Raw genomic sequence first — 25,324 nt, forward strand, 5'->3', positions numbered from 1 at the left:
GGGCGTGACCACCGCGTCCATGTCGGCTCCGTCGCTCATTTGGTGCCGCCGAAGCGGCGATCGCGCTTGGCGTATTCCAGGCACGCGTCCCACAGGTTACGCCGGTCGAAATCGGGGAAAAGCGTGTCCTGGTAGACGAATTCGGCGTACGCGGCCTGCCAGATGAGGAAGTTCGAGCTGCGGAACTCGCCGGAGGGACGCAGGAACAGGTCGACGTCGGGCATATCGGGTTCGTCGAGGTACCGGGCGACGGTCGCCTCATCGATCTTCTCCGGATCGATCTCGCCCGCGGCCACCCGGCGCGCGATCTCCCGTGCGGCGTCGGCGATCTCGGCGCGGCCGCCGTAGTTGACGCACATGGTCAGCGTCATCACGTCGTTGTCCTTGGTGAGCTCCTCGGCGACCTCGAGCTCCTTGATCACGCTGCGCCACAGGCGCGGTCGGCGCCCGGCCCAGCGCACGCGCACGCCCATCTCGTGCATCTCGTCGCGGCGGCGGCGGATCACGTCGCGGTTGAAGCCCATCAGGAAGCGCACCTCGTCGGGGCTGCGCCGCCAGTTCTCGGTGGAGAAGGCGTAGGCCGACAGCCACTTGACGCCGATCTCGATACAGCCTTCGACGGCGTCCATGAGCACGGCCTCGCCGCGTTCGTGCCCGGCGGTGCGCGGCAGGCCACGCTCCTGCGCCCAGCGGCCGTTGCCATCCATCACCAGCGCGACGTGGTTGGGGACGAGCTCCGGCGGGATCGCGGGCGGCCGCGCACCCGAGGGGTGCGGCGACGGTGGGCGAACGGTGCGGGCCGTCTTGCTCGCGGTGGAAGAGTCACGACGCAGGATCACGGCTTCCATCCTGCCTGATCGTCTCGCGCGCCCCGCACGGGCTCCGGCATCCACACAGGCGACGGCGCCCGTGTGACGTCAGCCGACGCGGTCGACCACGGGGGCGGCGGTGTCGGTCCGGGAACGCTCGATCAGCGGCAAGGTACGCAGCTGCCGTTCCAAGTGCCACTGCAGGTGGGCGGCGACCAGACCGCTGGCCTGTCGGCGGACATTGTCGGGGACGCCGGCGATGTAGTCCCACTCCCCCTTCAGCAGGGCGACGAGCAGATCGAGGACACCCGCAGCCGGGGTGCTCGCGCCCGGCGGCCTGCAGTGCACGCAGACCGCACCGCCCGCCGCGACATGGAACGCGCGATGCGGGCCCGGCGTCGCGCAGCGGGCGCACTCGTCGAGGGCGGGCGCCCAGCCCGCGAAACCCATGGCGCGCAACAGATAGGCGTCGAGGACGAGTTCGTGCGGGCGCTGCTTGGCGGCGATGGCGCGCAGGGCGCTCGCGGTGAGCGCGTGCAGTTTCGGCGCGGGCGCGCGTTCCTCACCCGCGAGGCGTTCGGCGGTCTCGAGGATCGCGCAGGCCGTGGTGTAGCGGCCGTAGTCGTCGATGATGTCGGCGGCGAACGCCTCGACCGTGGTCACCTGGGTGACGATGTCGAGTGTGCGGCCCGGATGCAGCTGCACGTCGATGTAGGCGAACGGCTCGAGCCGCGCCCCGAACTTCGACTTGGTGCGCCGCACCCCCTTGGCGACCGCGCGCACCAGACCGTGTTGCCTGGTCAGCAGCGTGACGATGCGATCGGCCTCGCCCAGCTTGTGCTGACGGACCACCACCGCCTCATCCCGATACAACCGCACGGCCCCAGTCTTCCACGTCGACCCGACACCGCCACCACGGACACGGCGGGCCGGTCAGTCCCGGCGCAGCAGACCCGCGATGAGCAGCAACAGGGATTGCTGGGTCTCGGCGCGAGCGCGCTCGGGGTCCTCGGCGTGGGCGACGATGAGCGACGCCTCGGTGATGGCGCTGAGCAGCAGCTGCGCGAGGACCGCGACGGGGACGGCCGGGACGAGACCGGCGTCGACGGCACGTTGCAGTTCGCCGGTGATCAGGCCGAGGCCGTGCCGGGATTCGAAGTCGCGGAAGGCGGGCCAGCCGAGGACGGTCGGGGCGTCCATCAGGACGATGCGCAGCATCTCCGGGCGGCCGCAGATGTCGAGGAAGCAGGCCAGACCCGCGGTCATCCCGGCAACGACGTCGTCGGGGTCGACCGCCGCCACCGCGCTCGCGATCTCCGCGGTCGCCTCGGTCTCGATCTGCTCGAGCACGGCCAGGAACAATCCGCGCTTGTCGCCGTAGTGGTGGTGCAGCGCGCCGCGGGTGACGCCGGCGGCGGCCACCAGCTGTTCGGCGGACGTCGCGGCGAAGCCGCGCTCGGCGAACAGGCTGCGGCCTGCCTGCTCGAGCGCGGCTCGGGTGGTGCGGGAGCGATCCTCCTGACTACGGCGCTGCATGCAGCCGAGTGAACTCCACGATCAGTTCGGCGAGCAACTCCGGCCGGTCCTCGGGCACGAAGGTGTAGGAGTCGTCGACGGTGCGCAGGCTCGCCTTCGGCAGGGCGGTGACGAGCCGCTGCGCCAGCGTCATCGGGAACAGCCGGTCCTCGGTGGACCACACCACGAGCACCGGGACATCGACCTGGCCGAAGCGCTCGGCGGCCGCCAGGGTGACCCGATTGTCCACGCCCGCCGCGAAGCGGCACAGGTCGGCGCGGATCGCGGCATCACGCTGGGCGGGCCGCAGGTAGGACTTCGCGATCTCCTGCGGCAGATGGCGTTTGGTCACCAACCCGAAGGCGAGCGGCAACCGCTGCAGGGGCCGCCACCCGAGCGGCGCGAGCAGCGCGGCGATGGCGCCGGGCAGCTTCGCGACCTTCAGCAGACTCGCGAACGGCTGCGGCGGGAAGACCTCGAAGCAGTCGACGGCGGCCAGCACCACCCGGCCGATCCGTTCCGGCCTGCGGGTCATCAGGATCTGGGTGAGCGCGCCGCCGGTGTCGTTCGCGACGATGGTGACATCGGTCAGGTCGAGCGCGTCGAGGAACTCGGCGATGAGGTCCGCGATGCCGGTGGGCGTGAGGTCGGCGTCGGGCAGCGGAATCGAGTGCGATCCGAGCGGCCAGTCGGGCGTGAGGCAGCGGTGTCCGGCGGCGACGAGGCCGGGCACCACCCCGCGCCAGAGGTCGGCGTTGACCAGCAGGCCGTGGACGAACACGACCGGCGATCCGGTGCCGGTGTCGTGGTAGCGGATGCGGCCGGACGACAGGGCGATCTCGCGCGCCGGGCCGAGTGCTGAGCTGATTCCCATGGGGTCCTCCCCTGGTTCGAATGCTGGGCCTCACCACTGTTACATACATACGGGATGTATGTCTATAGCCGAGAAATCCACCCAGGGTATGTGGACGGGTGACCAGCTCGACGCTACCGTCGACCCCACTACCTGCAGAGACGGAGTTCACATGTCCGCGCCCGACCGCCTCGCGCCGAAGCCATCGGCCGACCTCGGCCTCTCCGAAATGTCCGCCGCGATCGCCGACGGCAGCCTCTCCTCCGTCGCCGCCGTGACCGCGGCGCTCGACCGGATCGAGGCCGCCCAGCCGACGCTCAACGCCTTCCGCGTCGTCCGCAGGGAGGCCGCGCTGCGCGAAGCCGCCGACGCCGACGCGCGCCTGGCCGCCGGTGCGCGGCTGCCGCTGCTCGGCGTACCGATCGCGGTCAAGGACGACACCGATATCGCCGGGGAGATCACCGCCTTCGGCTGCGGTGGCGAGTTCACGCCGAAGACCGAGGACGCCGAATCGGTGCGCAGGCTGCGCGCCGCCGGTGCGGTGATCGTGGGCAAGGCCAATACCTGTGAGCTGGGCCAGCTCCCGTTCACCAGCGGCGACGCCTTCGGCCACACCCGCAATCCCTGGGATCGCACGCGCACCCCCGGCGGCTCCTCGGGCGGTTCCGCGGCGGCGGTCGCGGCCGGATTGGTGCCCGCCGCACTGGGTTCCGACGGCGCGGGCTCGGTGCGCATCCCGGCGTCGTGGAACAACCTGGTCGGGATCAAGCCGCAGCGCGGGCGCATCTCCACCTGGCCGCACGCCGAGGCGTTCTACGGCCTCACTGTCAACGGGCCGCTCGCGCGTACCGTCGGCGACGCCGCCCTGCTGCTCGACGTCGCCGCCGGGCCACACCACGGTGACCTGCACACCCCGGCGCCGATCGACGCGAGCGCCGCCGTGGGACGTGACCCCGGCAAGCTCAGAATCGCACTCTCCCTGCGGATTCCGTTCACCGCGACCAAGACCGCGCTGGACCCGCAGATCGCGGCCGCCGTGCACGCGCTGGCGAAGACGCTGCGCGGCCTCGGGCACACCGTCACCGTGGCCGACCTGCACTACGGCCTGATGATCGGCGCCTCGTTCCTGCCACGCTCGATGGCCGGGATCACCCGGGTGCGCCGGGCGATGCCGGAGGCCGTCGTCGACCCGCGCACCACGGCCAACGCCCGGCTCGGCGGCGTCTTGGGCGGTCCCGTGCTCGCTGCGGCTCGGCGCGCGGAGCCGTTGCTGCACAAGCGGATCGGCGGGTTCTTCGACGACTACGACCTGGTCCTGGCCCCGACCACCGCCACCCCGCCCCCGCGCGCGGAGGAGATCGACGGCATCGGCGTCGGCGCCACCAACAACCTGATCACCGCCGCCTGCCCGTACACCTGGCCGTGGAACGTCCTCGGCTGGCCGAGTGTGAACGTGCCCGCCGGTTTCACCGAGGCCGGGCTGCCGATCGGCGCGCAGCTGATGGGCACCGCGAACACCGAGCCGATGCTCATCTCACTGGCGGCACAGCTGGAAGCCGAATTGCGCTGGGAACGAGAGCGACCCACGCCGTGGTGGTGAGTCACAGCGGCGCGATGGGCCACCAGCGGTCGTAGAGCTCGGCGCCGTTGGTGGCGCCGAAAACGCTGAGCAGGCAGAAGTTGCGCGCGGTGTCGTCGAATTGGACGACGAGTCCGCCCGATGTCGTGCCTGCCCGCAGGCCCGGCATGTCCTGGACGATGAGCTTGCCGCGGCCCGAGGAGCGCTCCCAGTTCTCCTCCCGGATCGCGGTCGCCTCGAGAAACGGGCGCGCGCTGCTCGGCGTGCGGTCGCCGTTGCAGTACACCGTCATCCGCTCGACGGGATCGCGATCGCCGTTGCAGCTGAGCCTGCCGATGCCGTCGTGCCGGTCGAGCGCGATCGGCCGGTGCTCCTTGTCGACGGCCGCGCACCGGATGCCCTGGAAGCCGCTGGCGAACGGCGTGCGCGGGAGCAGTCCGGGAAAGGCCCGGACGATGTAGTCGTGGACACCCCATGCCGATTCGGCGGCGGTGGTCGGCGGCACCGAGGACGCGGGCGCGGCGCTCGGTGACTGATCGCGATTCAGCGCGACGACACCGACCGCGACCAGCGCGATCGTGAGCACGGCCGTCGCCCCGGCGACCAGTGGCCATCGGCGCGCCGGGACGACCCGGCGTGGTTCCCGAGCCGAGCCGAGGCCGACCGGGACAGTGGTCGCCTCGGCCAGGGCGTCGGGCGCGAAGCCCGGGCGACCGGCCGGTTCACGCGGCGTACCCGGCTGGGCCACGCGCGTCGTCGGCGGCACCGGCGCACCGAACGCGGCGGCCGCGGCCGCGGCCAGCGCGCCGCAACTGGAGTACCGATCGTCGGGATTCTTCGCCATGGCCCTGGCGATCACCGCGTCGATGGCCCGTGGCAGGTGCGGGTTCACCTGCGTCGGCCGGGGCGGCGGCTCGGTCAGGTGGGCGTTGATCACCGCGGCGACGGTGTCGCGGGGAAACGGCTTACGCCCGGTGAGCAGTTCGAACAGCGTGCAGCCCAGCGAATACAGATCGGCCCGGCGATCCACGGCATCGAGCCGGATCAGTTCCGGCGCCGCGTAGGCGAGGGTGGCCAGAAAGGCGCCGGGTTCGGTGAGCGCGGTGCTGTCGGCGCCGGATTTGGCGATGCCGAAGTCGGCGACGAGGATCCGGTCCGACTCCCCCGGCCGCGTCTCCAGCATCAGGTTGGCCGGTTTCACATCGCGGTGCAGCAGCCCGGCGCGGTGCGCCGCGTCCAGCCCGGCGGCCGCCTCGGTGACGATGTGCAGCGCGTACTCCGGCCGGGGCACACCGGCGCGCAACACCGCCGCGGCGTCGGTCCCCGCGACGTACTGCATCGCGATCCACAGCATGCCGTCGACGAGGCCGCGATCGTGCACGGCCACCACGTTCGGATGATCGATGCGGGCCGCCAGTTCGGCCTCCCGGATGAACCTGGCCCGGAATTCCGGTGCGCCGCTGTGCGCTTCGCTCAGCACCTTGATCGCGTCCAGGCGGGGCAGCCGCGGATGCCGCGCGGCGTAGACGGTGCCCATCCCACCACTGCCGAGCACCCGCTCGATCACGTAGCCAGCGAAGACCGAGCCGGACCGCAGCTGTGCGGTCATCCGGCGCGCACCAGCAGGCTGTACTGGGCGGCGGCCTTCTGTTTGATCTGCTGCTCGCGCGGCGCGAACACGGTGGCGACATAGCGTCCGTGCAGCACCCGGCAGGCGAAGCGCACCGCGGGCTGGCCCGCGTCGTCGTCGAGGCACTGGACATCGGCCAGCCCGGCCGGACCGGCGACGGTCCGCAAGCCGTCGGCGGCCAGTGACCGGGTCCCGCGATCGAAGGCACGGCGCGCTTCGACGGCATCGGGATACCGCATCAGCCCGTCGAAGCCGATCATCGCGAAGGCGTCGGCCGTGGATCGCTGCTGCCGGGTTCCGTTCAGATAGGCCACGTTCGGCCCGTAGACCACGCCGCTGGCGTGCACCAGCGTCTTGCCCCCGGCGAGCTGTTCGCGATCGATGAGCAGCACGGCGGGCCGCGACCAGCGGCCCAGCTTCTCCGGAACCAGCCGGGTCAGCATCTGCTCGCCGTCGAGCGGCAGGCGCGCGAGCTGGTCGACCGGGGTGGCGACGAAGCGATCGAGTTCGGGCAGCTGCGCGTCGAAGGCCTTGCCGATCAACCCGGTCAGGGCCGCGGCGTCCGGCGTCGGGTGCGCGACCAGCACGCTCACCACGAACGAGCCGCGCGCGACGGTGGCGGCCATGCTCGCCACGGCGGGCCGCCAATGCGCCCGCGCCGTGGGATAGTTCGGGATCGCGACGGCGACATTCTCGCGGCTGACCGCCGCGTCGGTCGCATCGAGGTCGACGGCGGCCTTGGCGGCGGCTTCCGGATCCGGCATGCGCAGCGCCAGCAGCGACAGCCCCTTGGTGCGGACCGAGTCGGTGCCCGCGACCTGGAATCCGGCGATCATGCCGTACTTGTCGAGCACGGCGCGCGCCTGCTCCGACAGCACACCGGACACCTTGGCCGGGGTCGGCAGCGGGACCGTGGGTTTGGCGTCGGCGGGCAGGGACAGGGCGGCGTCGGCCTTGGCCGGGTTGATCATCACCTCGCCGATCCGCACCGACTCCAGCACCCGGCCCGAGTACTCGTCGCCGTCCGGCGCTACCAGCGGAACATGCTGGTAGGTACCGTAATCCAGCGTCGACAGGTCGGCGTCGGCCGGTTCCGGCGTGCCCGCCACCGTGCAGCCGGTCAGCGCGAGGACGGCGAGCAGGGCGGCCGTCCGCACGGCAGCGCGGGGATCACAGCGGCGCATCGGCCCACCACTTCTCGCGCAGTTCGGCGCCGTTGTCGCCGCCGTTGACATCGATCCGGCAGAACGAGCGCGCCGGTTCGTCGAAGTAGACGTGCAGGAAGCCGGTCTGGGTCTTGTCCAGGCCGATATTGCTGCCCCAGTGCAGGTTCCCGGTGCCGGTCGGGCGGCGCCATTCCTCGTTGCCCTCGACCTGATCGGTGCTGGGCTGCGCCAGCATGCGGGAGCGGTCGGTATTGCAGACGATCGTGATCCCGACGGCGGGATCACGGTTTCCGCTACAGCTCATCTTCGCGATCGGTTCGGCCTTGTCCGTCGGCGCGAAGTTCCACTTCTCGTCGAACATGTAGCAGCCGGTAAGCTCCTGGTAGCCGACACCGAACTGGAAGGCGGGCAGCAGGTCGGGGAAGGTGTCGGCGACGAAGCTGTAGGCACCCCACGCGGTCGCCGGCGGCAGTGGCGGCAGCGTGGTGGACGCGGCCGTGCGCGATGCCGAGTCGTCGGGTCCGGCGGCGACCAGCGCCGCCGTCGTGGCGAGCCCGAGGACGACGACCACCGCTGCCGCCACCCGGAAGCCACGGCGGCGGATCAGTCTGCCCCACGGCGTCCGGCGGCGCAGCAGGGCCGCGGTGAACGGGTCGGCCTCGAGCATCGGGGCGGGTGGCCATGTCCCGCCGAAGCCCGGTCCGGCGACGGGCAGTGGCAGCACGGACGGTTCGTGCGGCGGGGCGTCCTGCACCGACGGCTGTGCCCGCGTCTCGGCGATCGTCGTCGCGCCGGGGAGCGCGGGGGTCGCCGCGGTCGGTGGCAGCGCGCGCCCGTCCGCCGCGGCACGAGCGGCCGCCGCCAGGTCACCGCAGGAGGCGAACCGGTCGGCGGGGTCTTTCGCCATGGCCCGCGCGATCACAGCGTCGAACGCGGCGGGCAGCTCCGGCCGGAGCGCCGACGGCCGCGGCGGTGGCTCGTGCAGGTGCGCGTACATCAGCGCCGCTGGTGTCTGCCGGACGAACGGCACTGTGCCGACCAGCAATTGGAACAGCGAGCAGCCGAGCGCGTAGACGTCGGCGCGCAGGTCGACCCGGTCGCCGCCGAGTTGTTCGGGCGCCACATAGGACAGGGTCGCGACGAGTCCGCCGCCCGCCGAGAGCGTCGCGGTGTCCTCGGCCCGGCGCGCGATCCCGAAGTCGGTGACCAGCACCCGGTCGGGATGACCCGCTTCCTCGGCCACCAGGATGTTGGCCGGCTTCACGTCGCGATGTAGGAGCCCGGCCCGGTGCACCGCGTCGAGTCCGCGCGCCGCCTCGCCGACGATGTGCACCGCCCGCGCCGGATCGAGCCCCGACGGCGCGTCGCGCACGAGTTCGGCCGCGTCCGACCCGGCGACGTACTGCGTGGCGATCCAGAGCTTGCCGTCGGTCTCCCCGCGATCGCGCACGGCGACGAGGTTCGGATGGGCCAGCGCGGCGGCGAGTTCGGCCTCGCGCAGGAACCTGGCCCGGAACTCGGGATCGGCGGCGTGGTCGTCGGCCAGGATCTTGAGCGCGTCGTGGCGCGGCAAGCGGGGATGGCGGGCCAGGTAGACGGTGCCCATGCCACCGGCGCCCAGTCGCCGCTCGATCAGATACCCGGCGAACTCCGCGCCCTCTGCGATACTCACCCGCCCCGGTCTCCCACGGTCACAGTGCTACCGGGACCCTTCCGGCAGCGTCTCCGAATCGGTCGCCGCTGAAGCCGGTCCCCACCCGGAGGTCATGTTCGAGCGACTATAACAGCACGAATCCGGTAGTGCGGTCCGGGAATTCCGACATCTCCGCACTACCGCCCCGGTTCGGTCCAGCCCTCGAGATCGCTCTTCGTCCCGGCCGGGCAGCCGTCCTGACCGGTCCGGCGCGGGAACATGATCAGGCAGCGTTGCGGGCCGGGACCGCCGACCGCGGTGGTGACCAGTACCGCGATCGACGAGCCGTCGGCGACGCGACGTGTCGAGAAGCCCAGGGTGCCGGTGACACCGCGATAGTCGCTCTCGCGCAACTGCACCGCGATCGCGGTCCGGTTCGGCGGCAGGTCGGCGAGGACGCCGCGGCTGGCCCGGACCGCCTGCAGGAACAGGCCGCTCACGTCGAACGCGAGCCCGGTGCGGTCACCAGCCCACGTCGGGCGGTAATCGGCCAGGTCCGGGTAGCCGCGCAGGTCCTCGATCAGCCCGGCCAGTTCGACGCACAGCTGCTCGTGTTCGAACGGCACCGGCTGATCGCCGAGTTTGCCGACGCCGCTGACGCAGTCGGCGCCGCCGAGCATCACCGGCGCGGCCTTGGACACGTAGCGCACCGTCAGGTTGGCCGGCAGCGCGGCGGTGGCCTTGGGGTCGGTGATCAGCCGGGTGACCGCGTCGTTGCCGAGGATCGCCGGTCCTGCGCCACTGAGGCAGCCGCGGCTGACCGCCTTGGCGAAGGTGGGGAAATCAGCGTTGCGGCCCGCGAAGAACAGCAGGGTGCGCCGGTCGGCGCCCTCGGTCTCGCACGGCGCGGGGAACCGGTACAGCTCCTGCTGTTCGCGCCAGCTCAGACTCTGCTGGGCGACACCGCGGCCGGCGAGCTCGGCCTGCAGATCGGCGACCAGCGTCGTCACGTACAGGTCGTCGGCCGCCTCGGGGTGGTAGATCGTCACCTTGTCGTAGCGCGGGGCGCCGTTCGGCTCGCGCGCGCCCTGGACGTAGTCGGCGACCAGCCGGGCCTGCACGGTATTGCTCGGCGCCGCTTGGAAATACAGGGGCGAGGCGCGATCCAGGCCGTCGGCCGACAGCGTCGTCGCGACCGCGGGCACGCCGAGTTCGCCGAGCCGGGCGATCGCCGTGCGGGTCTCGTCGGTACTGCGATCGATGCCGACCACGCCGAGCACGCTGGGGTCGTCGGCCACCAGGCCGCGCAGCGCGTGCTCGACCACCCAGCTCGCCTGGCGCATGTCCGAGCCGCCGTTGGCGATGACGACGCGCAGCAACGGTTCCGACTCGTCGGAGGCCAGCAGGGCGCGGCGCTGCTGCACCGCGAGCCCGGCCAGTTCCTCGACCTGGGCGTGCGGGTAGCGCACATTGGTGTCGGCGTAGCTGAGACCGGCGAAGTACACCAGCGAGACCAGCGGCCGGTCGGGGTTGCTCGCGCGGGCCTTCGTGGCCTGCTCGTTGAGCCGGAACACCTCGCGCTGCATGGCCGTCAGCTCGGGATCGTCGGCGAAGAGCTGCGCGGCGTTGTCGCTGTAGCCGACGCACTCACCGTCGCGCAGGGCCACCGAGACACCGCCGGTCCACGGCCACTGCGAGCACGGCGCGCCGCGCAGCGGCGGGAAGTAGACCAGCGCGGCGGCGACGGCCAGCGCGATCGGGATGAGCACGCACAGGCCGACGAACCAGCTGCGCGCCGCCATCGGCGGTGCGGGCGGCAGGGCGAGACCGCGGAAGCGCGGGTCGCTGATCCGCGGCGGCGTGTCCGGGGGCAGCAGCGCGCGCAGCGGCAGGAACCACGCGTCGGCCTGGCGGTGGGTGCGCCGGTTGTCGATCTCCCTGACCCAGCTCTGCAACGGGTCCGGCGGTTGCGGCGAGGGCTGCTCGGCCAGGCTCTCCAGGGTGCGCAGCGTGCGCAGCTCCCCGATGTCACCGAGCTCGCCGACCTCGCGGTTCGGGCCCTCGTCCCGGAATGCGACGAGCACCAGCGGGTCGAAATGCCCGGTCTCGTTCCTGATCTCGTTGATCCAGGTGAGGATGCGGGCACCGTCACTGCCCTCGGCGAGACCTCCGAGCAGCGCGACCGGATAGGCGGTGCGCCGCCAGCTCGACGGCCGCCAGATCCGGCGCCGGTACGCGTCGCGCAGATCCTCGAGGAACGCGTGGATCAGCAGTTTGGCGACCTGCTCCTCGTTCTCGTCGACCCGGTGCGAGGCGGTCAGCCGGGACGCGAAACCCAGGAAACTACCGGACAATTCGGGTGCAAGGTAGCGCTGGTGCAGGAACCACCTGGTCACCTTCGACATCCCGGGGATGCGCCCGGACACCCACAGCCACAGCCGCAGCACCGGCCACAGCGCGAGCACGCCGAAGACCACGCGCGAGATCGTGTCCCCCGCTACGCCTTCCGCGGTGTCGGAGCGGCTCGTCGGCGATCCGCTGCGCAGCAGCTTCGGCAGCCTGCGGCGCAGTTCGTCGGGGGCCTCGGACTCGTCGCTGGTGACCCGCTGGCGCGTCAGCCAATCGGCGGTGCGGTAGCGCGGGAACTTGATCGCGCCCATCGCGGTGTCGTCGGCCGCGAAGCCGGCGACCAGCTGCTGGATGATCGGCAGGCAATGCCCGGCGATCTCCTGATCGTCGTGCGAGCTGACCGCGGTGAGGTCAGGTGTGAGCGCGGTGCGTGGCAGGTCCGGCGCGTGCAGGTCGACCTTGGCCCGCGGGGTCGCGCGGCGGCCGCCCGATTCACTCAGCCAGCTGTAGAGGTCGGCGACCAGCACCGCGTGCCCCTGCACCCCGACCAGTTCGACGATCGGCCGGGGCAGCGTGCGACGCCCCCGCAGCAGCGTGCGCAGCACCCGCGGTTTGGTGTCGGGGATCTCCAGCGCCCGCAGCAACTCCAGCAGCTTGCCGACATCATTGGCATCGGGCACTTCGACGGCCTCCCCGGGCGATCAGCGAGCACACCGAACACCGTCGGCGTATTCGCCGAACGATACCCCGTACCGCCGACGCTCAAACGGTCAAAAGCCCAGCTTCCCCAGCTGTTTCGGGTCGCGCTGCCAGTCCTTGGCCACCTTCACGTGCAGGTTCAGGTAGATCCGGGTCCCCAGGATGTGCTCGATCTGCTTGCGGGCGTTGGTGCCGACCTCCTTGAGGCGGGAACCGTTCTTGCCGATGATGATCGCCTTCTGGCTCGGCCGTTCGACATACAGCAGGGCATGCACCTCGAGCATGTCCTCGTTGGCCTCGTACGGCTGGATCTCCTCGATCACCACGGCCAGCGAGTGCGGCAGTTCGTCGCGCACGCCCTCGAGCGCGGCCTCGCGGATCAGCTCGGCCATCAGAGTTTCCTCGGGCTCGTCGGTGATCTCGCCGTCGGGGTAGAACGCCGGGCCCTCGGGCATCTGCGCGGCGATCACGTCGACGAGCACCTCGACCTGCTCACCCTTGACCGCCGACACCGGCACGACCTCGGCCTCGGGCCCGAGCAGCTGCGAGACCGCCATCAACTGGTGGGCGACCTGGTCGCGACTCACCTTGTCGATCTTGGTGACCACGCCGAGCACGGTGGTCTTGGGCGCCATCATCTTGATCTGCTCGACGATCCAGCGGTCACCGGGTCCGATCTTCTCGTCGGCCGGGATGCACACGGCGATCACGTCGACCTCGGAGTAGGTGTCGCGCACGAGATCGTTGAGCCGCTGGCCGAGCAGCGTGCGCGGGCGGTGCAGGCCGGGGGTGTCGACCAGGATCAGCTGGGCGTGCTCGCGATGCACGATGCCGCGGATGGTGTGCCGGGTGGTCTGCGGACGCGAGGAGGTGATCGCGATCTTGGTGCCGACCAGGGCGTTGGTCAGCGTCGACTTGCCGGTGTTCGGGCGGCCGACGAAACAGACGAAGCCGGAACGGAATTCCTTGTCAGCCACCGTGCACCTCGCTCAGCACGGCGCCCGCGCGGTCGGTGCGGATCACCGCGGCCGAGGGCGAGACCTCGCGAACCGCGGCGATGCCCGCGTCGTCGGCGTCACCGCCGACGACGACGGCCGCCTCGAAACCCTCGGCGCCGCTGGAGATCGCGGCGGCCACGGCGGCCTGCAGCGCGGTCAGGCGCAGCGCCGTCAGCGCGACCTCGCCGGCGGCGTAGGTGCGACCGTCGGTGTCGCGGATGGCGGCGCCACTCGCGCCACCGGTGCGGCCCAGCGCGCCCCGCGCCAGCACCAGCAGTTTGTTGTCCTCGGCGTCCAATTCACTCATCGGTATCTCCGTTGTCGTCGGGCACGGTGACCTCCGCGGGCTCGCTGCCGTTGGTGGTCTGCTCGGTGCCGTTGGTCTTGCCCTTGCGGGACTTCTCGGTCTTCTTGTCCTTCTCGGCGTCGCGGCGCACCAGCACGGTGTTCACCCGCATCCGCCCGCGCGCGTCGGCGCCGCCCTCGCCGCGCAGCACCAGGCCGTAGACGGTCACCTTCGACCCGGGCAGCGGGACGCGCCCCAGCTCGTGGGCCAGCAGCCCACCCACGGTGTCGACGTCCTCATCCTCGATGTCGAGCCCGTACAGCTCGCCGAGATCCTCCACCGACAGCCGTGCCGACACCCGGTAGCGGCCGTCGCCCAGGTCTTCCACGGGCGGGGTCTCGTCGGTGTCGTACTCGTCGGCGATCTCGCCGACGATCTCCTCGAGCACGTCCTCGATGGTCACCAGACCCGCGATGCCGCCGTACTCGTCGACCAGCAGCGCCATGTGGTTGCGGCGGCGCTGCATCTCGTCGAGCAGATCGTCGAGCGGCTTGGAATCGGGGACGAACACCGCGGGCCGCATGACCTCGCGCACGGTCACCTTGCGGCTGCGATCGGCGTACGGGACAAGGTCTTTGAGGTACACCACGCCGAGCACGTCGTCGACGTTCTCGCCGACCACCGGAATCCGCGAGTGCCCCGACCGCACCGCCAGCGACATCGCCTGGGCCGCGGTCTTGTCGGCCTCGATCCACACCATCTCGGTGCGCGGCACCATCACCGCGCGGGCGAGGGTGTCGCCGAGTTCGAACACCGACTGGATCATCCGGCGTTCGTCGTCGGCGACCACGCCGCGCTCGCGGGCCATGTCGACCACTTCCCGCAGCTCGATCTCGGACGCGAAGGGGCCGTTGCGAAATCCCTTACCCGGGGTGATCGCGTTGCCGAGCAGGATCAGCAGCCTGCTCACCGGCCCCAGCGCCGCGCCGATGATCTGCAACGGCACCGCGGCGCCGAGCGCGATCGAGTAGGCGTGCTGGCGGCCGAGGGTGCGCGGGCCGACACCGATCACGACGTAGGACACGACCACCATCACCGTGGCGGTCACCAGCAGCGCCGTGCCCGCGCTCCACAGCGACAGGGCCGCGGCGGCGAGCAGGACGGTCGCGGTGATCTCGCACAGGATGCGCAGCAGCACCATGAGATTCACGTACCGCGGCCGGTCGTCGACGATCTTGCGCAGCCGCGCCGCGCCGGGCCGTTCCTCGCGGACCATGTCGTCGAGCCGGGCGCGCGACACCGTGTTCAACGCCGAGTCGACTCCGGCGAACACCCCGCCGAGGCCGATCAGCACGATCGCCAGCAGGATTTGGGTCAGTGCGGTCACGCGGGGCCCAGGGCGTCACCCGGTGCGGTGAAACCTGCCTTGCCGAGCAGTTGGGCATCGCGCTCGGCCAGTTCGGCGCGCCGCTGTTCCTCACGCAGGCTCACGTACCACTCCTCGAGCAGCTGGGCCTGCAGTGCGAACATCTCCTTCTCCTCCTCCGGCTCGGCATGGTCGTAGCCGAGCAGGTGGAGCACGCCGTGCACGGTGAGCAGTGCCAGCTCGTGGTCGAGGGAATGGCCCGCCTTCTGCGCCTGCCCCATCGCGAACTCCGGACAGAGCACGATGTCGCCGAGCATCGACGGGCCGGGCTCGGGGCTGTCGGGGCGACCGCCCGGCTCCAGCTCGTCCATCGGGAACGACATCACGTCGGTCGGGCCGGGCAGGTCCATCCAGCGCACGTGCAGGTCGGCCATGGTGTCGAGATCGACGAGCACCATCGACAGCTCGGCGGCGGGATGCACGTCCATCCGGCCGATGACGAAACGTGCGACGCTGACCAGGTCTTCTTCGGGGACGTCCATGCCCGATTCGTTGGCGATCTCGATGCTCACCTGTTCAGGGTACGGTGCCGACCCGACGCCGCCGGGAGCGGCATCGGGCCAGCGTGGCGTGAGTTACCCCCGGTTCGCGCGGCCGGCGGCGCGGCGCTGTGCCCGGTTGCCCGGGTAGTGCGGGCCGGGAACCGCGCGGGTGTCGGACTCGTACCGGTCGTAGGCGTCGACGATGTCGGAGACCAGCCGGTGGCGCACCACATCGGCGCTGGTGAGCTCCGAGAAGTGGATGTCGTCGATGTCGGTGAGGATCTCTGCGGCCGCCCGCAGACCCGAGCGCTGCCCGTTGGGCAGGTCGACCTGCGAGATGTCACCGGTGACCACCATCTTCGAACCGAAGCCGAGGCGGGTCAGGAACATCTTCATCTGCTCGGCCGTGGTGTTCTGCGCCTCGTCGAGAATGATGAACGAGTCGTTGAGGCTGCGGCCACGCATGTACGCCAGCGGCGCGACCTCGATGACACCCGAGGCGAGCAGCTTGGGGATCGCTTCCGGGTCCATCATGTCGTGCAGCGCGTCGTAGAGCGGTCGCAGATACGGGTCGATCTTGTCGTTGAGCGTGCCGGGCAGGAAGCCGAGCCGCTCGCCGGCCTCGACCGCGGGCCTGGTCAGGATGATGCGGGTGACCTGCTTGGACTGCAGGGCCTGCACCGCCTTGGCCATCGCCAGGTAGGTCTTGCCGGTACCGGCGGGACCGATGCCGAACACGATGGTGTTGGCGTCGATCGCGTCGACGTAGCGCTTCTGGTTCAGCGTCTTGGGCCGGATGGTCTTGCCGCGGCGCGACAGGATGTCCAGGCTCAGCACCTCGGCGGGCGATTCGGACACGCCCTCGGTGAGCATCGAGACAGTGTGCCGGACCGCTTCGGGGGTGATCACCCGATTGCGGCCGGTCAGCGCCACGAGCTGCTCGATGACGCGCTCGGCCAGCGCCACATCGCCGGCCTTACCGGTGATGGTGACGGTGTTGCCGCGGACGTGGATGTCGGCCGGGAGCAGCTTCTCGAGCTGACGAAGATTCTGGTCGGCCGAGCCGAGGAACGGGAAAACAGACTCCGGGGCGAGTTCGATGCTGGAACGCACTGTTCGCGCCGCGGGACCCGCGTTGTTTCCGCCTGCGCCGATGCCTGATACGGGGTTGGTGGGGTCGCCGATCTCGCCTGAGTTCTTCAAAAGTGGCTATGGCCTGCTTCCGGTCTCGACTGTGTGTTCGATGAGCACAGTTTAACGCGCGGCACCGACACCGCCCAGCGATATAACGGCGGGATCGGCCGAACCGCGATCGACCGGTGATCGCAGGTCACGAGCGGGCGGCGGCCGCCGGGCGGGTGATCTACCAGCGCGGAGTGAGCGCGCCGAGGGCACCGAGTGCCACCGCGGCGGCCGTGGAGGTGCGCAGCACGGTCGGGCCGAGCACCACGTTGGTGGCCCCCGCCTCGGCCAGCGCGGCCAGTTCGGCGTCGTCGAGGCCGCCCTCGGGCCCGACGATCAGCACGACATCGCCCGCCTGGGCCAGCGGCAGCTCGGTGAACTTGCCCGCGCCGGACTCGTGCAGGGCGGCGACGATCGCGCCGTCCGCGCCGGCCTTTCGCACCAGCTCGATCAGATCGCGGGTGCGGTGCAGGTCGGTGACCTCGGGAATGTAGGCCCGCCGGGACTGCCGTGCCGCGGTCTTGGCGGCGGCCCGCCACTTCTCGACGCCCTTGGCGGCCTTCGCCTCCCAGTTCGAGACGCACCGCGCGGCCTGCCACGGCACGATGACGTCGGCGCCCGCCTCGGTCATCAGCTCGACGGCCAGCTCCGACCGATCCGACTTGGGCAGCGCCTGCACCACGGTGACCCGCGGCGTCACCGGCGCGGCGATCCGCCGGTGCCGCACCGCGAGTTCGAGCCGGTCCTTCTGGGCCGCAACGACTTCCGATTCGGCGAGCACACCGCGTCCGTCGGACAGGGTGATCGGCTCGCCGACCTTGATCCGGCGCACGGTGGCCGCGTGCCTGCCCTCCGGACCGTCGAGGACCGCGACGGCACCCGGTTCGGGCACCTCGTCGAGGTAGAAGACCGTCGCGGCCACGGCCTCAGCGTCCGCTGAAGGACGCGCGCAGCCGGGCGAACAGGCCGCTGTTGTGCTCGGACTGCGCCGACATCACCTCGGCGCGGTCCTTGTCGCGCATGCCCTTGAACTTGCGCAGCAGGTCGGTCTGCTTCCCGTCCAGCTTGGTCGGCACGATGATGTCGAGGTGCGCCAGCAGGTCGCCGCGGGCGCCCGAGCGCAGCCGGGGCATGCCGTGGGCGCGCAGCTGGATGACCTCGCCGGGCTGGGTGCCCGCCGCGATGGTGAGCTCGGTCGGGCCGTCGAGGATGGTGTCGACGACGACCGTGGTGCCCAGGATGGCGTCGACCATCGGGACCCGGACGGTGCAGTGCAGGTCGTCGCCGTCGCGGACGAAGGTGTCGTGCGGCTGCTCGACGACCTCGACGTAGAGGTCACCGGCGTGGCCGCCACCGGGGCCGACCTCGCCTTGGGCGGCCAGCCGCACCCGCATGCCGTTGGCGACACCGGCCGGGATGGGCGCGGCGATCTCGCGACGCGCGCGGACCCGGCCGTCGCCACCGCACTTGTGGCAGGGGTCGGGGATGGTCTCGCCCGCGCCACGGCAGGTCGGGCAGGGACGCGAGGTGAGCACCTGGCCCAGGAAGGAGCGCTGCACCGACTGCACCTCACCGGCGCCGTCACAGGTCTCGCAGCGCACCGGCTTGGAGTTGCCGTTGGTGCCGGCGCCCTGACAGATGTCGCAGAGGATCGCGGTGTCGACGGTCAGGTGCTTGGTGACGCCGACCGCGCACTCGGCCAGGCTCAGCCGGGTACGGATCAGCGAGTCGGCGCCGGGCTGGACGCGGCCGCGCGGCTTGCGCGCGCCACCACCCTGCCCGCTCATGCCGCCGAAGAACGCTTCGAAGACGTCGCCGAGACCGCCGAAACCCGCGCCGTTGAAACCGGCACCGCCGCCGCCACTTTCGAGCGGGTCACCACCGAGGTCGACGATCCGGCGCTTCTCCGGATCGGTCAGCACCTCGTAGGCGGTCGAGACTTCCTTGAACTTGGCCTGTGCGGCCTCGTCCGGGTTCACGTCGGGGTGCAGTTCGCGGGCCAGTTTGCGGTAGGCGCGCTTGAGCTCCTGGTCGGTGGCGTTCTTGCCGACGCCGAGCAGTCCGTAGTAATCCCGTGCCACTGTGAGTTCTCTAGTCCTTGGTCGCTGTGGTCCAGCCGAGCGCCGGGCGCATCCTTAGTCGAATCCACTCAACTTTACCGGCCGAAGTATCGACCTTAACAGTTGCGGGTCGGGCCGATTCCGGCCCGCGTCATCTTTCGGCGAGTACCTCGCCGATGTAGCGGGCGACGGTCGCCACCGAGGCCATCGTTCCCGGATAGTCCATCCGGGTGGGGCCGAGTACCCCCATGCCGCCGAGCACCGCGCCCGCCGCGCCGTAGCCGGTGGACACCACCGAGGTGCCGCGCATCTGCTCGACCTGGGTCTCCTCGCCGATCTGCACCATCACCTGGCCCGGCTGCTGTGCCGCGGCCAGCAGTTTCAGCACGATGACCTGTTCCTCGAGCGCTTCCAGCACGGTCCGCAGCGAGCCGGGGAAGCCGAAGTCGGCGACATTGCGGGTGAGGTTGGCCGTGCCACCGAGGACCAGCCGTTCCTCCGGGTGCTCCACCAGGGTTTCCACCAGCACCGTGGAGACCCGCACGAGCACGTCCTTGATCTTGGCGGGCGCCCGCTCCGGCAGGCCGGCCACCGACGCGCTGGCCACCGACAGCAGCTTGCCGTCCATGGCGCCACCGAGCAGCCCGCGCACCGCGGCGAGATCGTCGTCGGAGATGACGGCACCGAGATCGACGATGCGCTGATCGACCCGGCCGGTGTCGGTGATCACCACCAGCAGCAGGCGGGCCGGATTGAGCGCGACGACCTCGATGTGGCGCACGATCGACGCCGAGACCGTGGGGTACTGCACGACCGCGACCTGGCGGGTGAGCTGGGCCAGCAACCGCACCCCGCGACGCAGGACGTCGTCGAGATCGACGCCTGATTCGAGGAACTCCATGATCGCGCGCCGCTCGGCGCCCGAGAGCGGCTTCACCTCGGCGATCCGGTCGACGAACTCGCGATACCCCTTGTCGGTGGGGATGCGGCCCGAGCTGGTGTGCGGCTGGGTGATGTACCCCTCGGCCTCCAGCACGGCCATGTCGTTGCGGATCGTGGCACTGGAAACACCCAGGTGGTGCCGTTCCACGAGCGACTTCGAGCCGATCGGTTCCTTGGTGGCGACGTAGTCCGCGACGATCGCTCGCAGGACCTCGAATCGCCGATCCTCGGTGCTCGACGCCATCGACCCCACCTCCTCGCTCGTGCCGGGTACGTCATCGGCCCGTGTACCGCTGTGTTCGACGCACAGACTCGCACGCGGACGCTCGGAGCGTCTCGTTCTCCAGTCTAATTGTCCGGTCCGAGATCGCCCGCTCACATGGTCGCGACGGAGTGGAGTTGTCCACAGGCCGTGGTTTGTCCACAGGTGGCGCGCCGGCTCTGGTACCGCTGCGCACGGCGGCGTACGTTCGGCACTGATTCAGCTGTTTACCAGCGTTTTTCGGGTGTCGACGGCGGGGGGCATGTGGTGCGGCGAGACGGCAGTGATACGGCCACGGCGGTGGCGCTGAATCCGGCGGAGTTCGCCGGATTCGATCGGGGGTGCGCGGAGTTCCTGCGGGTGATCGGGTCGCTCATCGCGCTGGCCGGCGAGATCGGCGACCAGGCGCGGTGGGGTCTGGGCGAGGACGACCCGCGGCTGATCTCCGCGACCACGGTGGTCGCCCGGCTGCGCGCCAAGGCGGACTCCGGCGCGAACAGTGTCGCCGCGGTGCTGGCGGCCCACGCCGACGCCGTCGCCGAACTCCGGTGCGCGTACCGAGCCGCGCGGGATGAACTGGTGCGCACGGACGACGAGGGGGCCGGTCGGCTCCGCGCGGTGGAACCCGCGGCAGGACAACCGATTTCCGGGAAGTCTCTGCCATGACCGGATACGAGCCACGAGCGATTCCCGATGGTGGCGAGAATGCGTGGCACTGGCGGCACGCGGAGATCGCGCGGGCGTTCACGGCGCTCGAGGTGACCGATGCGATCGCGCAGGCAGACCGGTTCGACCGGATCACGGTGCGGTGGACGGAAGGGCTGGACGCCTTCGCCCGGACCATGCGGGAAACACTCGCGACAGCCTGGGCGGGTGTCGGGGCCGACGCGGCCGGTGCCGCTGTCAGCGCGTATGTGGCGCGAGCGCGGGAGCTGACGCCCGCACTGGTGGAGCTACCCCGCCTGGTTCGGGCCGCCGCCGAGGCGATTGTCGCCACGAAGTACGCGATTCCCGAACTGGTCCTCGACGAGCCGAGATCGGCATTGTCGCCGTCGAGCGGGGCGGCGGCACATCGTGTAGTCGCCGCCGCGGAGGAGTCCGCGCGCCTCGCGATGCGGGAGCGGTATGTGCTGCCGTTCAGCGCGATCGACGACCGGATTTCTGTGCTGCCCCTGCCGATTCGGCCGGTCGGGTCGGAAGCGAATTCCGGCCGACAACGTGCGCGCGCCTGGAGTGCGGACGGCACGCACACACTGTCGGCAGGTAGACACCACCAGCCGTTGACGGACCATGATCACGCACTGCGGAGGGGCGGCGACGAACAGCCGTCGACCGACAACGACCGTGCTCTGCCCAAGAGCTACAACCCATTCCCATCGATCAACTGCGATCACCCACGGCGGATGGTCTCCAACCAGTCGGCGGACAGCGACCACGCACTACCTACGGACGGCGATCACCGGCCGTCGGCAGGACGCATGAACGCGCAATTGACGGACGAGGCGGCGAGTGGCGTAGGGAATACCGCGGCGGCAGTTCGAGACGAACCTTGTCAGGTCTCGTCACCGGATATCGGGCAACTGGACAGCACAGCGGCGAGCGGTGGATCGATCGCCACCGGCCTGGCTGTGGCGGACTCGAGTGCAGGTGAATCGGCCGGCGAGGGGATGCCGGGCGGGGTGTCGGCGGCGAGTTCAACGGTGGTGTCGTCGTCGACTACGGGCGTCAGCACCCCATCGCTCTCGGCTGCGCCCGCCAGCCATGAGTTCTCTGCGCCCGGTAGCACCGGATTCCTCGCACCCGGCGGCCCAGGGTCCGCTGCGCCGAGCGGCACCAGACTCCACACACCCAGTGGCCCAAGGTCCGCTGCGCCCGGCAGCACCGGACCCCACACACCCGGCGGCCATGGGACCGCTGCGCCCAGTAGCCATGGGTCGGCTGAGCCGAGTGGCCACGGATTCCATGCACCCGGTGCGCAGCGGTTCCGTGCGATCGGTGGTTCGGAGTTCGCGGCACATTCGGAGCCTGCTGTGCCGGGTATCGGGGCGTCGGTGGCAGGGCTCGGGCGGGCGGCCGCGGATCTCGGTGACAGCGGGCCGGGCTCGGGTGGGCCGACGGCAGCGGTGGGAGATCGGGGGGCGGCGGGTGGGATGCCCTACCGGTCGGGGCGCGAGGGCGACTTCGGTCGGCCGGAGGCGTGGCGCAGTGTGCCCGGGGCGGTGGGGCCGGTCATCGGGGCGAATCCGCCGGGGGTTCCGGCGCCGGCCCGGGTGATCGATCGGCTGTTCCACTACGCCGCGCCGTTCGGTCAGGCGCAGGAGCCGGGTGGTGGGGCAGAACGCGCGGTGCCGGCGTATCTGATCACACGGGCGAATACCGATGCGCTGCTCGGCGAAGGGCGACCTACGGTCGCCGGGGGTGTGATCGGCGGTGCGGCGGAATCAGGGCCGGACGCGCAGCACCGATCCTCGGCTCGGGGCTGATCGTGTCGGCGAGCCGAGAGCTACGAGCGGGTGCGGCCGATCGGATCGGCCGCCGGTGCGGACCGCCCGCGAAGGGCGGTCCGGCCCGATTCAGCGTTGGGCGGCGGTGGAGGCCGCGCCCACCTGCTTGCCCGCGAGGGCATCCAGGCCGAGCATCGCCAGCAGCGATACGCAGTCTTCCGCGTCGTGAGAATGTGACGCGACCGTGCGAGCGGCGACCGCGCACTGCCGCGCGTTCTCCGCCTTCTCCGCAGAGCGCGCCTCGGCGAATTCGCTCTGCTCTTGGACGAGGGTGATGTGCCGTTCGGTGGACATATAGCTCCCTAGGATCGAGCCGAAGCCTACGCCCCCAATCGTTATCTTCGGCCCCGAACCCACCGAACCCCGCACTCGACGACCCCGGTGCGTAGCCCCTCCGGTGAGGTGTGCATCACGCCTTCTCATGGCGCTGACCGGGCGATCATCGATGTCGCCGACGCCACTGCCCGACCCCGGAATTCCGGTCACGAATCGGTGTCAAGCGACCTGGGTCGTAGCCGCCCGCAGCAGTCGCAGCTGACCGATCTCGGCCACGTTCTTCATCAGTTCGGCATCGACCCAGGAGACCAGATGAGCGATCGTCAGCCCGGCGTCGGCGGGCCAGGGATAGGCCGACGCCGCGTCCAGTTCGGCGTCGTCGAGTGCGTCGACGATCGCGATCCAGTCCGCCCGCAGCTGACGCAGCCAGGCGATTGTCGGCGCTCCCGGCCCCGGCCAGGCGATGTCGGCCCGCTCCCGTGGCGTCCGGCGGCACACGTGGTCGATGGCCACGCTCCACCACCAGCCGATATGCCAGCTCAGCCAGGCCACCGTCGGGACCGGGATCGGATCGGGTTCGGTGTCGGCCCAGTCCGCGACCCAGCCGCCGGTGTCGTCGGGCCGCATCGTCCAGCACAGTTCGGCGGGCTCCCAGAGGAAGTCCGCCGCCGTCAGCCGATCCAGGTGGTACTCGAACAGCGACCAGGTCAGGTCGAACTGCCAGCGCACCAGCTCATTCCGCGAAGGAGACACGCGGCGCATCGTGTCACGGCCGCCGCGCGACCGATACCGAATATTCGCGGGTCAGTCGAGCAGGTCGCGGACCACGCCGTCGGCGAGGAGGCGGCCGCGGTCGGTGAGCACGAGGTGATCACCGGTGATCTCGGCGAGCCCGTCGGCCAGGATGCGGTCCAGCGCGGGGCGCGCGGTGGGTGCGAGGGTGGCCAGCGGCAGACCGGTCCGGAGGCGGACGGTGAGCATGAGGTGTTCGGTGTAGCGCTCGTCGTCGGTGAGGGCTTCCCAGCCCGCGGCGGGCAGGCCACCCAGAGCGACGCGGTCGGCGTAGCGCGACGGATGCTTGACGTTCCACCAGCGAACACCGCCGACATGGCTGTGCGCGCCGGGGCCTGCGCCGAGCCAGTCACCACCGTCCCAGTAGCCGAGGTTGTGGCGGCACCGGGCGGCGTCGTCGGCCGCCCAGTTGGAGACCTCGTACCAGGACAGGCCCGCGTCGGCGAGGCGAGCGTCGATCCGTTCGTAGCGGGCGGCGAGGACGTCTTCGTCGGGTGCGGGCAGTTCACCGCGACGGACCTTGCGCGCCAAGGCGGTTCCGTCCTCGACGATCAGCGAATAGGCGGAGACGTGGTCGACACCGGCGGCCAGCACGGCGTCGAGGCTCGCGTCCAGATCGGCGTCGGTCTCACCGGGCGTGCCGTAGATGAGGTCCAGATTGACGTGGTCGAACCCGGCGGCCCTGGCTTCCTTCGCCGCCGCCACCGCGCGGCCGGGCGTGTGGGTGCGGTCCAGGATCTTCAGCACGTGCTGGGCCGCGGACTGCATGCCCAGCGACACCCGGGTGTAGCCGGCGGCCCGGATGCGCTCGAAGAACTCCGGCGCGGTGGACTCCGGATTGGACTCGGTGGTCACCTCGGCGTCGACGGCCAGAGTGAAGTTCGCGCGCACCGCGTCCAAGACCGCGGCCAGTCCGTCACCGCCGAGCAGCGACGGGGTTCCCCCGCCGACGAAGACGGTCGACACCGGCGGCGTCGCGCTCGGCAGCGCCGCGAACTCGGTCGCGGCGGTCGCGAGCTCACCGCGCAGCGCCTCGAGCCACGATTGCGGCGACGCCGAGGTCCCCAGCTCCCCCGCCGTATAGGTGTTGAAGTCGCAGTACCCGCACCGGGTGGCACAGAACGGCACGTGCACGTAGACCCCGAACGCGCCGCCCCCGAAATCGCGCAGCACCGGCCGATCGGCATCGGCCGGTGTCACGCCGGGAGCCCCGGAAGCAGCGCTGATAGTCACCCCTCCAGTCTGCCGGGCTCCCGTCGGCTCCGGCACGCAGGGGCCGACCGGGGTCCCGGATCGACCGGTCGGCGATCAGTCGGCCACCACGGGGGTGTTCTGATTGGCGGTGAGCACCCAGGCGCCGTCCTCCTTGGTCATGACGTACATCGGCGTGCCCTGCCCCGACAGCTCGCCGTCCAGGGTGAAGTAGCGCTGCCGGATCTTGACGGCGGCGACGTCGGGCCGCAGGAACAGCACGTGCTCGATCTCGTAGGTCGCCTTGCCGTGGGTGGTGGCGCCGGGCAGCACCTGCGCGGTGAACTCGGCGATGGCGGGTCTGCCGAACAGCCGCTTGCCGTGGCCGGTGGTCCAGATCGCGTCCGCCCGGAAGACGGCGGTGAACTCGTCGATCAGTTCGTTGTCCTGGGCGTGGGCGATGGACTCGACGACGGCGGTGATGGCCGCGAGTTCGGTCTCGAGATCGGCGGGCGTCTGCCCCGCCACGGTGGCGTCGTTGCTCATGCGACCACTGTGCAACCTCAACGACGCTCCAGGTCAACGCGCTGTGCCGCACCGCACATCCGGGGTCCATGACGAATCACAAGTCGCTTCCAGCCGGAGAACTATGACCCCCGTCACAGAACGAGACGACCGTCCAGGGAATTT

At 70.8% G+C, this 25,324-nt stretch carries 23 protein-coding genes; 3 read left to right on the forward strand and 20 right to left on the reverse strand.

Going from position 1 to position 25,324, the window contains the following annotated elements; translation table 11 throughout:
- Positions 1 to 35 precede the first annotated feature (35 nt).
- The 4 genes from AB0H54_RS23780 to AB0H54_RS23795 form a co-directional block, all read right to left on the reverse strand.
- Entirely contained in the window at positions 36 to 848 is an 813-nt protein-coding gene (locus AB0H54_RS23780; RefSeq protein ID WP_357347937.1) for an isoprenyl transferase, read from the reverse strand.
- A gap of 69 nt (positions 849 to 917) precedes the next feature.
- A complete protein-coding gene (gene recO, locus AB0H54_RS23785) occupies positions 918 to 1,688 on the reverse strand; it encodes a DNA repair protein RecO (RefSeq protein ID WP_355278743.1) in 771 nt (256 codons plus the stop codon).
- Between the two features lie 54 nt (positions 1,689 to 1,742).
- Positions 1,743 to 2,345: a TetR/AcrR family transcriptional regulator gene (locus AB0H54_RS23790; RefSeq protein WP_357347939.1), complete on the reverse strand. Its 603-nt coding sequence runs from the start codon at positions 2,343 to 2,345 to the stop codon at positions 1,743 to 1,745.
- Positions 2,332 to 3,198, reverse strand: coding sequence for an alpha/beta hydrolase (locus AB0H54_RS23795; protein ID WP_357347941.1), 867 nt, complete (start codon positions 3,196 to 3,198; stop codon positions 2,332 to 2,334). The genes AB0H54_RS23790 and AB0H54_RS23795 overlap by 14 nt, the downstream gene beginning before the upstream one ends.
- Positions 3,199 to 3,349: 151 nt before the next feature.
- Between AB0H54_RS23795 and AB0H54_RS23800 the strand changes: the two genes are divergently transcribed.
- Complete coding sequence (locus AB0H54_RS23800; protein WP_357347943.1) at positions 3,350 to 4,777, forward strand: amidase; 1,428 nt, start codon at positions 3,350 to 3,352, stop codon at positions 4,775 to 4,777.
- A 1-nt stretch (position 4,778) separates the two neighbouring features.
- Here the strand turns inward: AB0H54_RS23800 and AB0H54_RS23805 are convergent, their stop codons facing one another.
- The 12 genes from AB0H54_RS23805 to hrcA form a co-directional block, all read right to left on the reverse strand.
- The gene (locus tag AB0H54_RS23805) at positions 4,779 to 6,365 is read right to left on the reverse strand and encodes a protein kinase (RefSeq protein ID WP_357347945.1); all 1,587 of its coding nucleotides are present in this window, start codon (positions 6,363 to 6,365) and stop codon (positions 4,779 to 4,781) included.
- A complete protein-coding gene (locus tag AB0H54_RS23810) occupies positions 6,362 to 7,570 on the reverse strand; it encodes a hypothetical protein (protein ID WP_357347947.1) in 1,209 nt (402 codons plus the stop codon). The genes AB0H54_RS23805 and AB0H54_RS23810 overlap by 4 nt, the downstream gene beginning before the upstream one ends.
- Positions 7,557 to 9,224: a serine/threonine-protein kinase gene (locus AB0H54_RS23815; protein WP_357347949.1), complete on the reverse strand. Its 1,668-nt coding sequence runs from the start codon at positions 9,222 to 9,224 to the stop codon at positions 7,557 to 7,559. The genes AB0H54_RS23810 and AB0H54_RS23815 overlap by 14 nt, the downstream gene beginning before the upstream one ends.
- 158 nt (positions 9,225 to 9,382) lie before the next feature.
- On the reverse strand, positions 9,383 to 12,214 hold the full coding sequence (locus AB0H54_RS23820; RefSeq protein WP_357347951.1) for an ABC transporter substrate-binding protein: 2,832 nt from the start codon (positions 12,212 to 12,214) through the stop codon (positions 9,383 to 9,385).
- A gap of 90 nt (positions 12,215 to 12,304) precedes the next feature.
- Entirely contained in the window at positions 12,305 to 13,210 is a 906-nt protein-coding gene (gene era / locus AB0H54_RS23825; RefSeq protein WP_357347953.1) for a GTPase Era, read from the reverse strand.
- Positions 13,203 to 13,538 carry a cytidine deaminase gene (locus AB0H54_RS23830; protein ID WP_355278718.1) on the reverse strand — a complete coding sequence of 112 codons (336 nt, stop codon included), beginning with the start codon at positions 13,536 to 13,538 and terminating at the stop codon, positions 13,203 to 13,205. The genes era and AB0H54_RS23830 overlap by 8 nt, the downstream gene beginning before the upstream one ends.
- Positions 13,531 to 14,904 (reverse strand): hemolysin family protein, encoded by a 1,374-nt coding sequence (locus tag AB0H54_RS23835; RefSeq protein WP_357347955.1) that lies wholly within the window; start codon positions 14,902 to 14,904, stop codon positions 13,531 to 13,533. Before AB0H54_RS23835 ends, AB0H54_RS23830 begins: the two co-directional genes overlap by 8 nt.
- Positions 14,901 to 15,455, reverse strand: coding sequence for an rRNA maturation RNase YbeY (gene ybeY, locus AB0H54_RS23840; RefSeq protein ID WP_189033070.1), 555 nt, complete (start codon positions 15,453 to 15,455; stop codon positions 14,901 to 14,903). Before ybeY ends, AB0H54_RS23835 begins: the two co-directional genes overlap by 4 nt.
- 63 nt (positions 15,456 to 15,518) lie before the next feature.
- Positions 15,519 to 16,580 (reverse strand): PhoH family protein, encoded by a 1,062-nt coding sequence (locus AB0H54_RS23845; RefSeq protein WP_336083603.1) that lies wholly within the window; start codon positions 16,578 to 16,580, stop codon positions 15,519 to 15,521.
- A 208-nt stretch (positions 16,581 to 16,788) separates the two neighbouring features.
- The gene (locus AB0H54_RS23850; RefSeq protein WP_357347957.1) at positions 16,789 to 17,529 is read right to left on the reverse strand and encodes a 16S rRNA (uracil(1498)-N(3))-methyltransferase; all 741 of its coding nucleotides are present in this window, start codon (positions 17,527 to 17,529) and stop codon (positions 16,789 to 16,791) included.
- 4 nt (positions 17,530 to 17,533) lie between these two features.
- Complete coding sequence (dnaJ, locus tag AB0H54_RS23855; RefSeq protein ID WP_355278709.1) at positions 17,534 to 18,688, reverse strand: molecular chaperone DnaJ; 1,155 nt, start codon at positions 18,686 to 18,688, stop codon at positions 17,534 to 17,536.
- A 130-nt stretch (positions 18,689 to 18,818) separates the two neighbouring features.
- The gene (gene hrcA / locus AB0H54_RS23860) at positions 18,819 to 19,853 is read right to left on the reverse strand and encodes a heat-inducible transcriptional repressor HrcA (protein ID WP_218717363.1); all 1,035 of its coding nucleotides are present in this window, start codon (positions 19,851 to 19,853) and stop codon (positions 18,819 to 18,821) included.
- Between the two features lie 318 nt (positions 19,854 to 20,171).
- Between hrcA and AB0H54_RS23865 the strand changes: the two genes are divergently transcribed.
- Both AB0H54_RS23865 and AB0H54_RS23870 read left to right on the forward strand, forming a co-directional pair.
- A complete protein-coding gene (locus tag AB0H54_RS23865) occupies positions 20,172 to 20,537 on the forward strand; it encodes a hypothetical protein (protein WP_357347960.1) in 366 nt (121 codons plus the stop codon).
- Positions 20,534 to 22,354, forward strand: a complete 1,821-nt coding sequence (locus AB0H54_RS23870) for a hypothetical protein (protein ID WP_357347962.1) — start codon at positions 20,534 to 20,536, stop codon at positions 22,352 to 22,354. The genes AB0H54_RS23865 and AB0H54_RS23870 overlap by 4 nt, the downstream gene beginning before the upstream one ends.
- A gap of 90 nt (positions 22,355 to 22,444) precedes the next feature.
- On the opposite strand, the gene AB0H54_RS23875 is transcribed toward AB0H54_RS23870, so the two are convergent.
- The 4 genes from AB0H54_RS23875 to AB0H54_RS23890 all read right to left on the reverse strand — a co-directional run bounded on the left by AB0H54_RS23875 (position 22,445) and on the right by AB0H54_RS23890 (position 25,180).
- The gene (locus AB0H54_RS23875) at positions 22,445 to 22,669 is read right to left on the reverse strand and encodes a hypothetical protein (protein ID WP_355278702.1); all 225 of its coding nucleotides are present in this window, start codon (positions 22,667 to 22,669) and stop codon (positions 22,445 to 22,447) included.
- A 201-nt stretch (positions 22,670 to 22,870) separates the two neighbouring features.
- Complete coding sequence (locus AB0H54_RS23880) at positions 22,871 to 23,413, reverse strand: DinB family protein (protein WP_357347964.1); 543 nt, start codon at positions 23,411 to 23,413, stop codon at positions 22,871 to 22,873.
- A gap of 42 nt (positions 23,414 to 23,455) precedes the next feature.
- Positions 23,456 to 24,643: a radical SAM family heme chaperone HemW gene (gene hemW, locus AB0H54_RS23885; protein WP_355279259.1), complete on the reverse strand. Its 1,188-nt coding sequence runs from the start codon at positions 24,641 to 24,643 to the stop codon at positions 23,456 to 23,458.
- Between the two features lie 108 nt (positions 24,644 to 24,751).
- Entirely contained in the window at positions 24,752 to 25,180 is a 429-nt protein-coding gene (locus AB0H54_RS23890; protein WP_355278700.1) for an SgcJ/EcaC family oxidoreductase, read from the reverse strand.
- Positions 25,181 to 25,324: the final 144 nt, after the last annotated feature.

This window comes from Nocardia sp. NPDC050718, from assembly GCF_040654235.1.
GTDB lineage: Bacteria > Actinomycetota > Actinomycetes > Mycobacteriales > Mycobacteriaceae > Nocardia.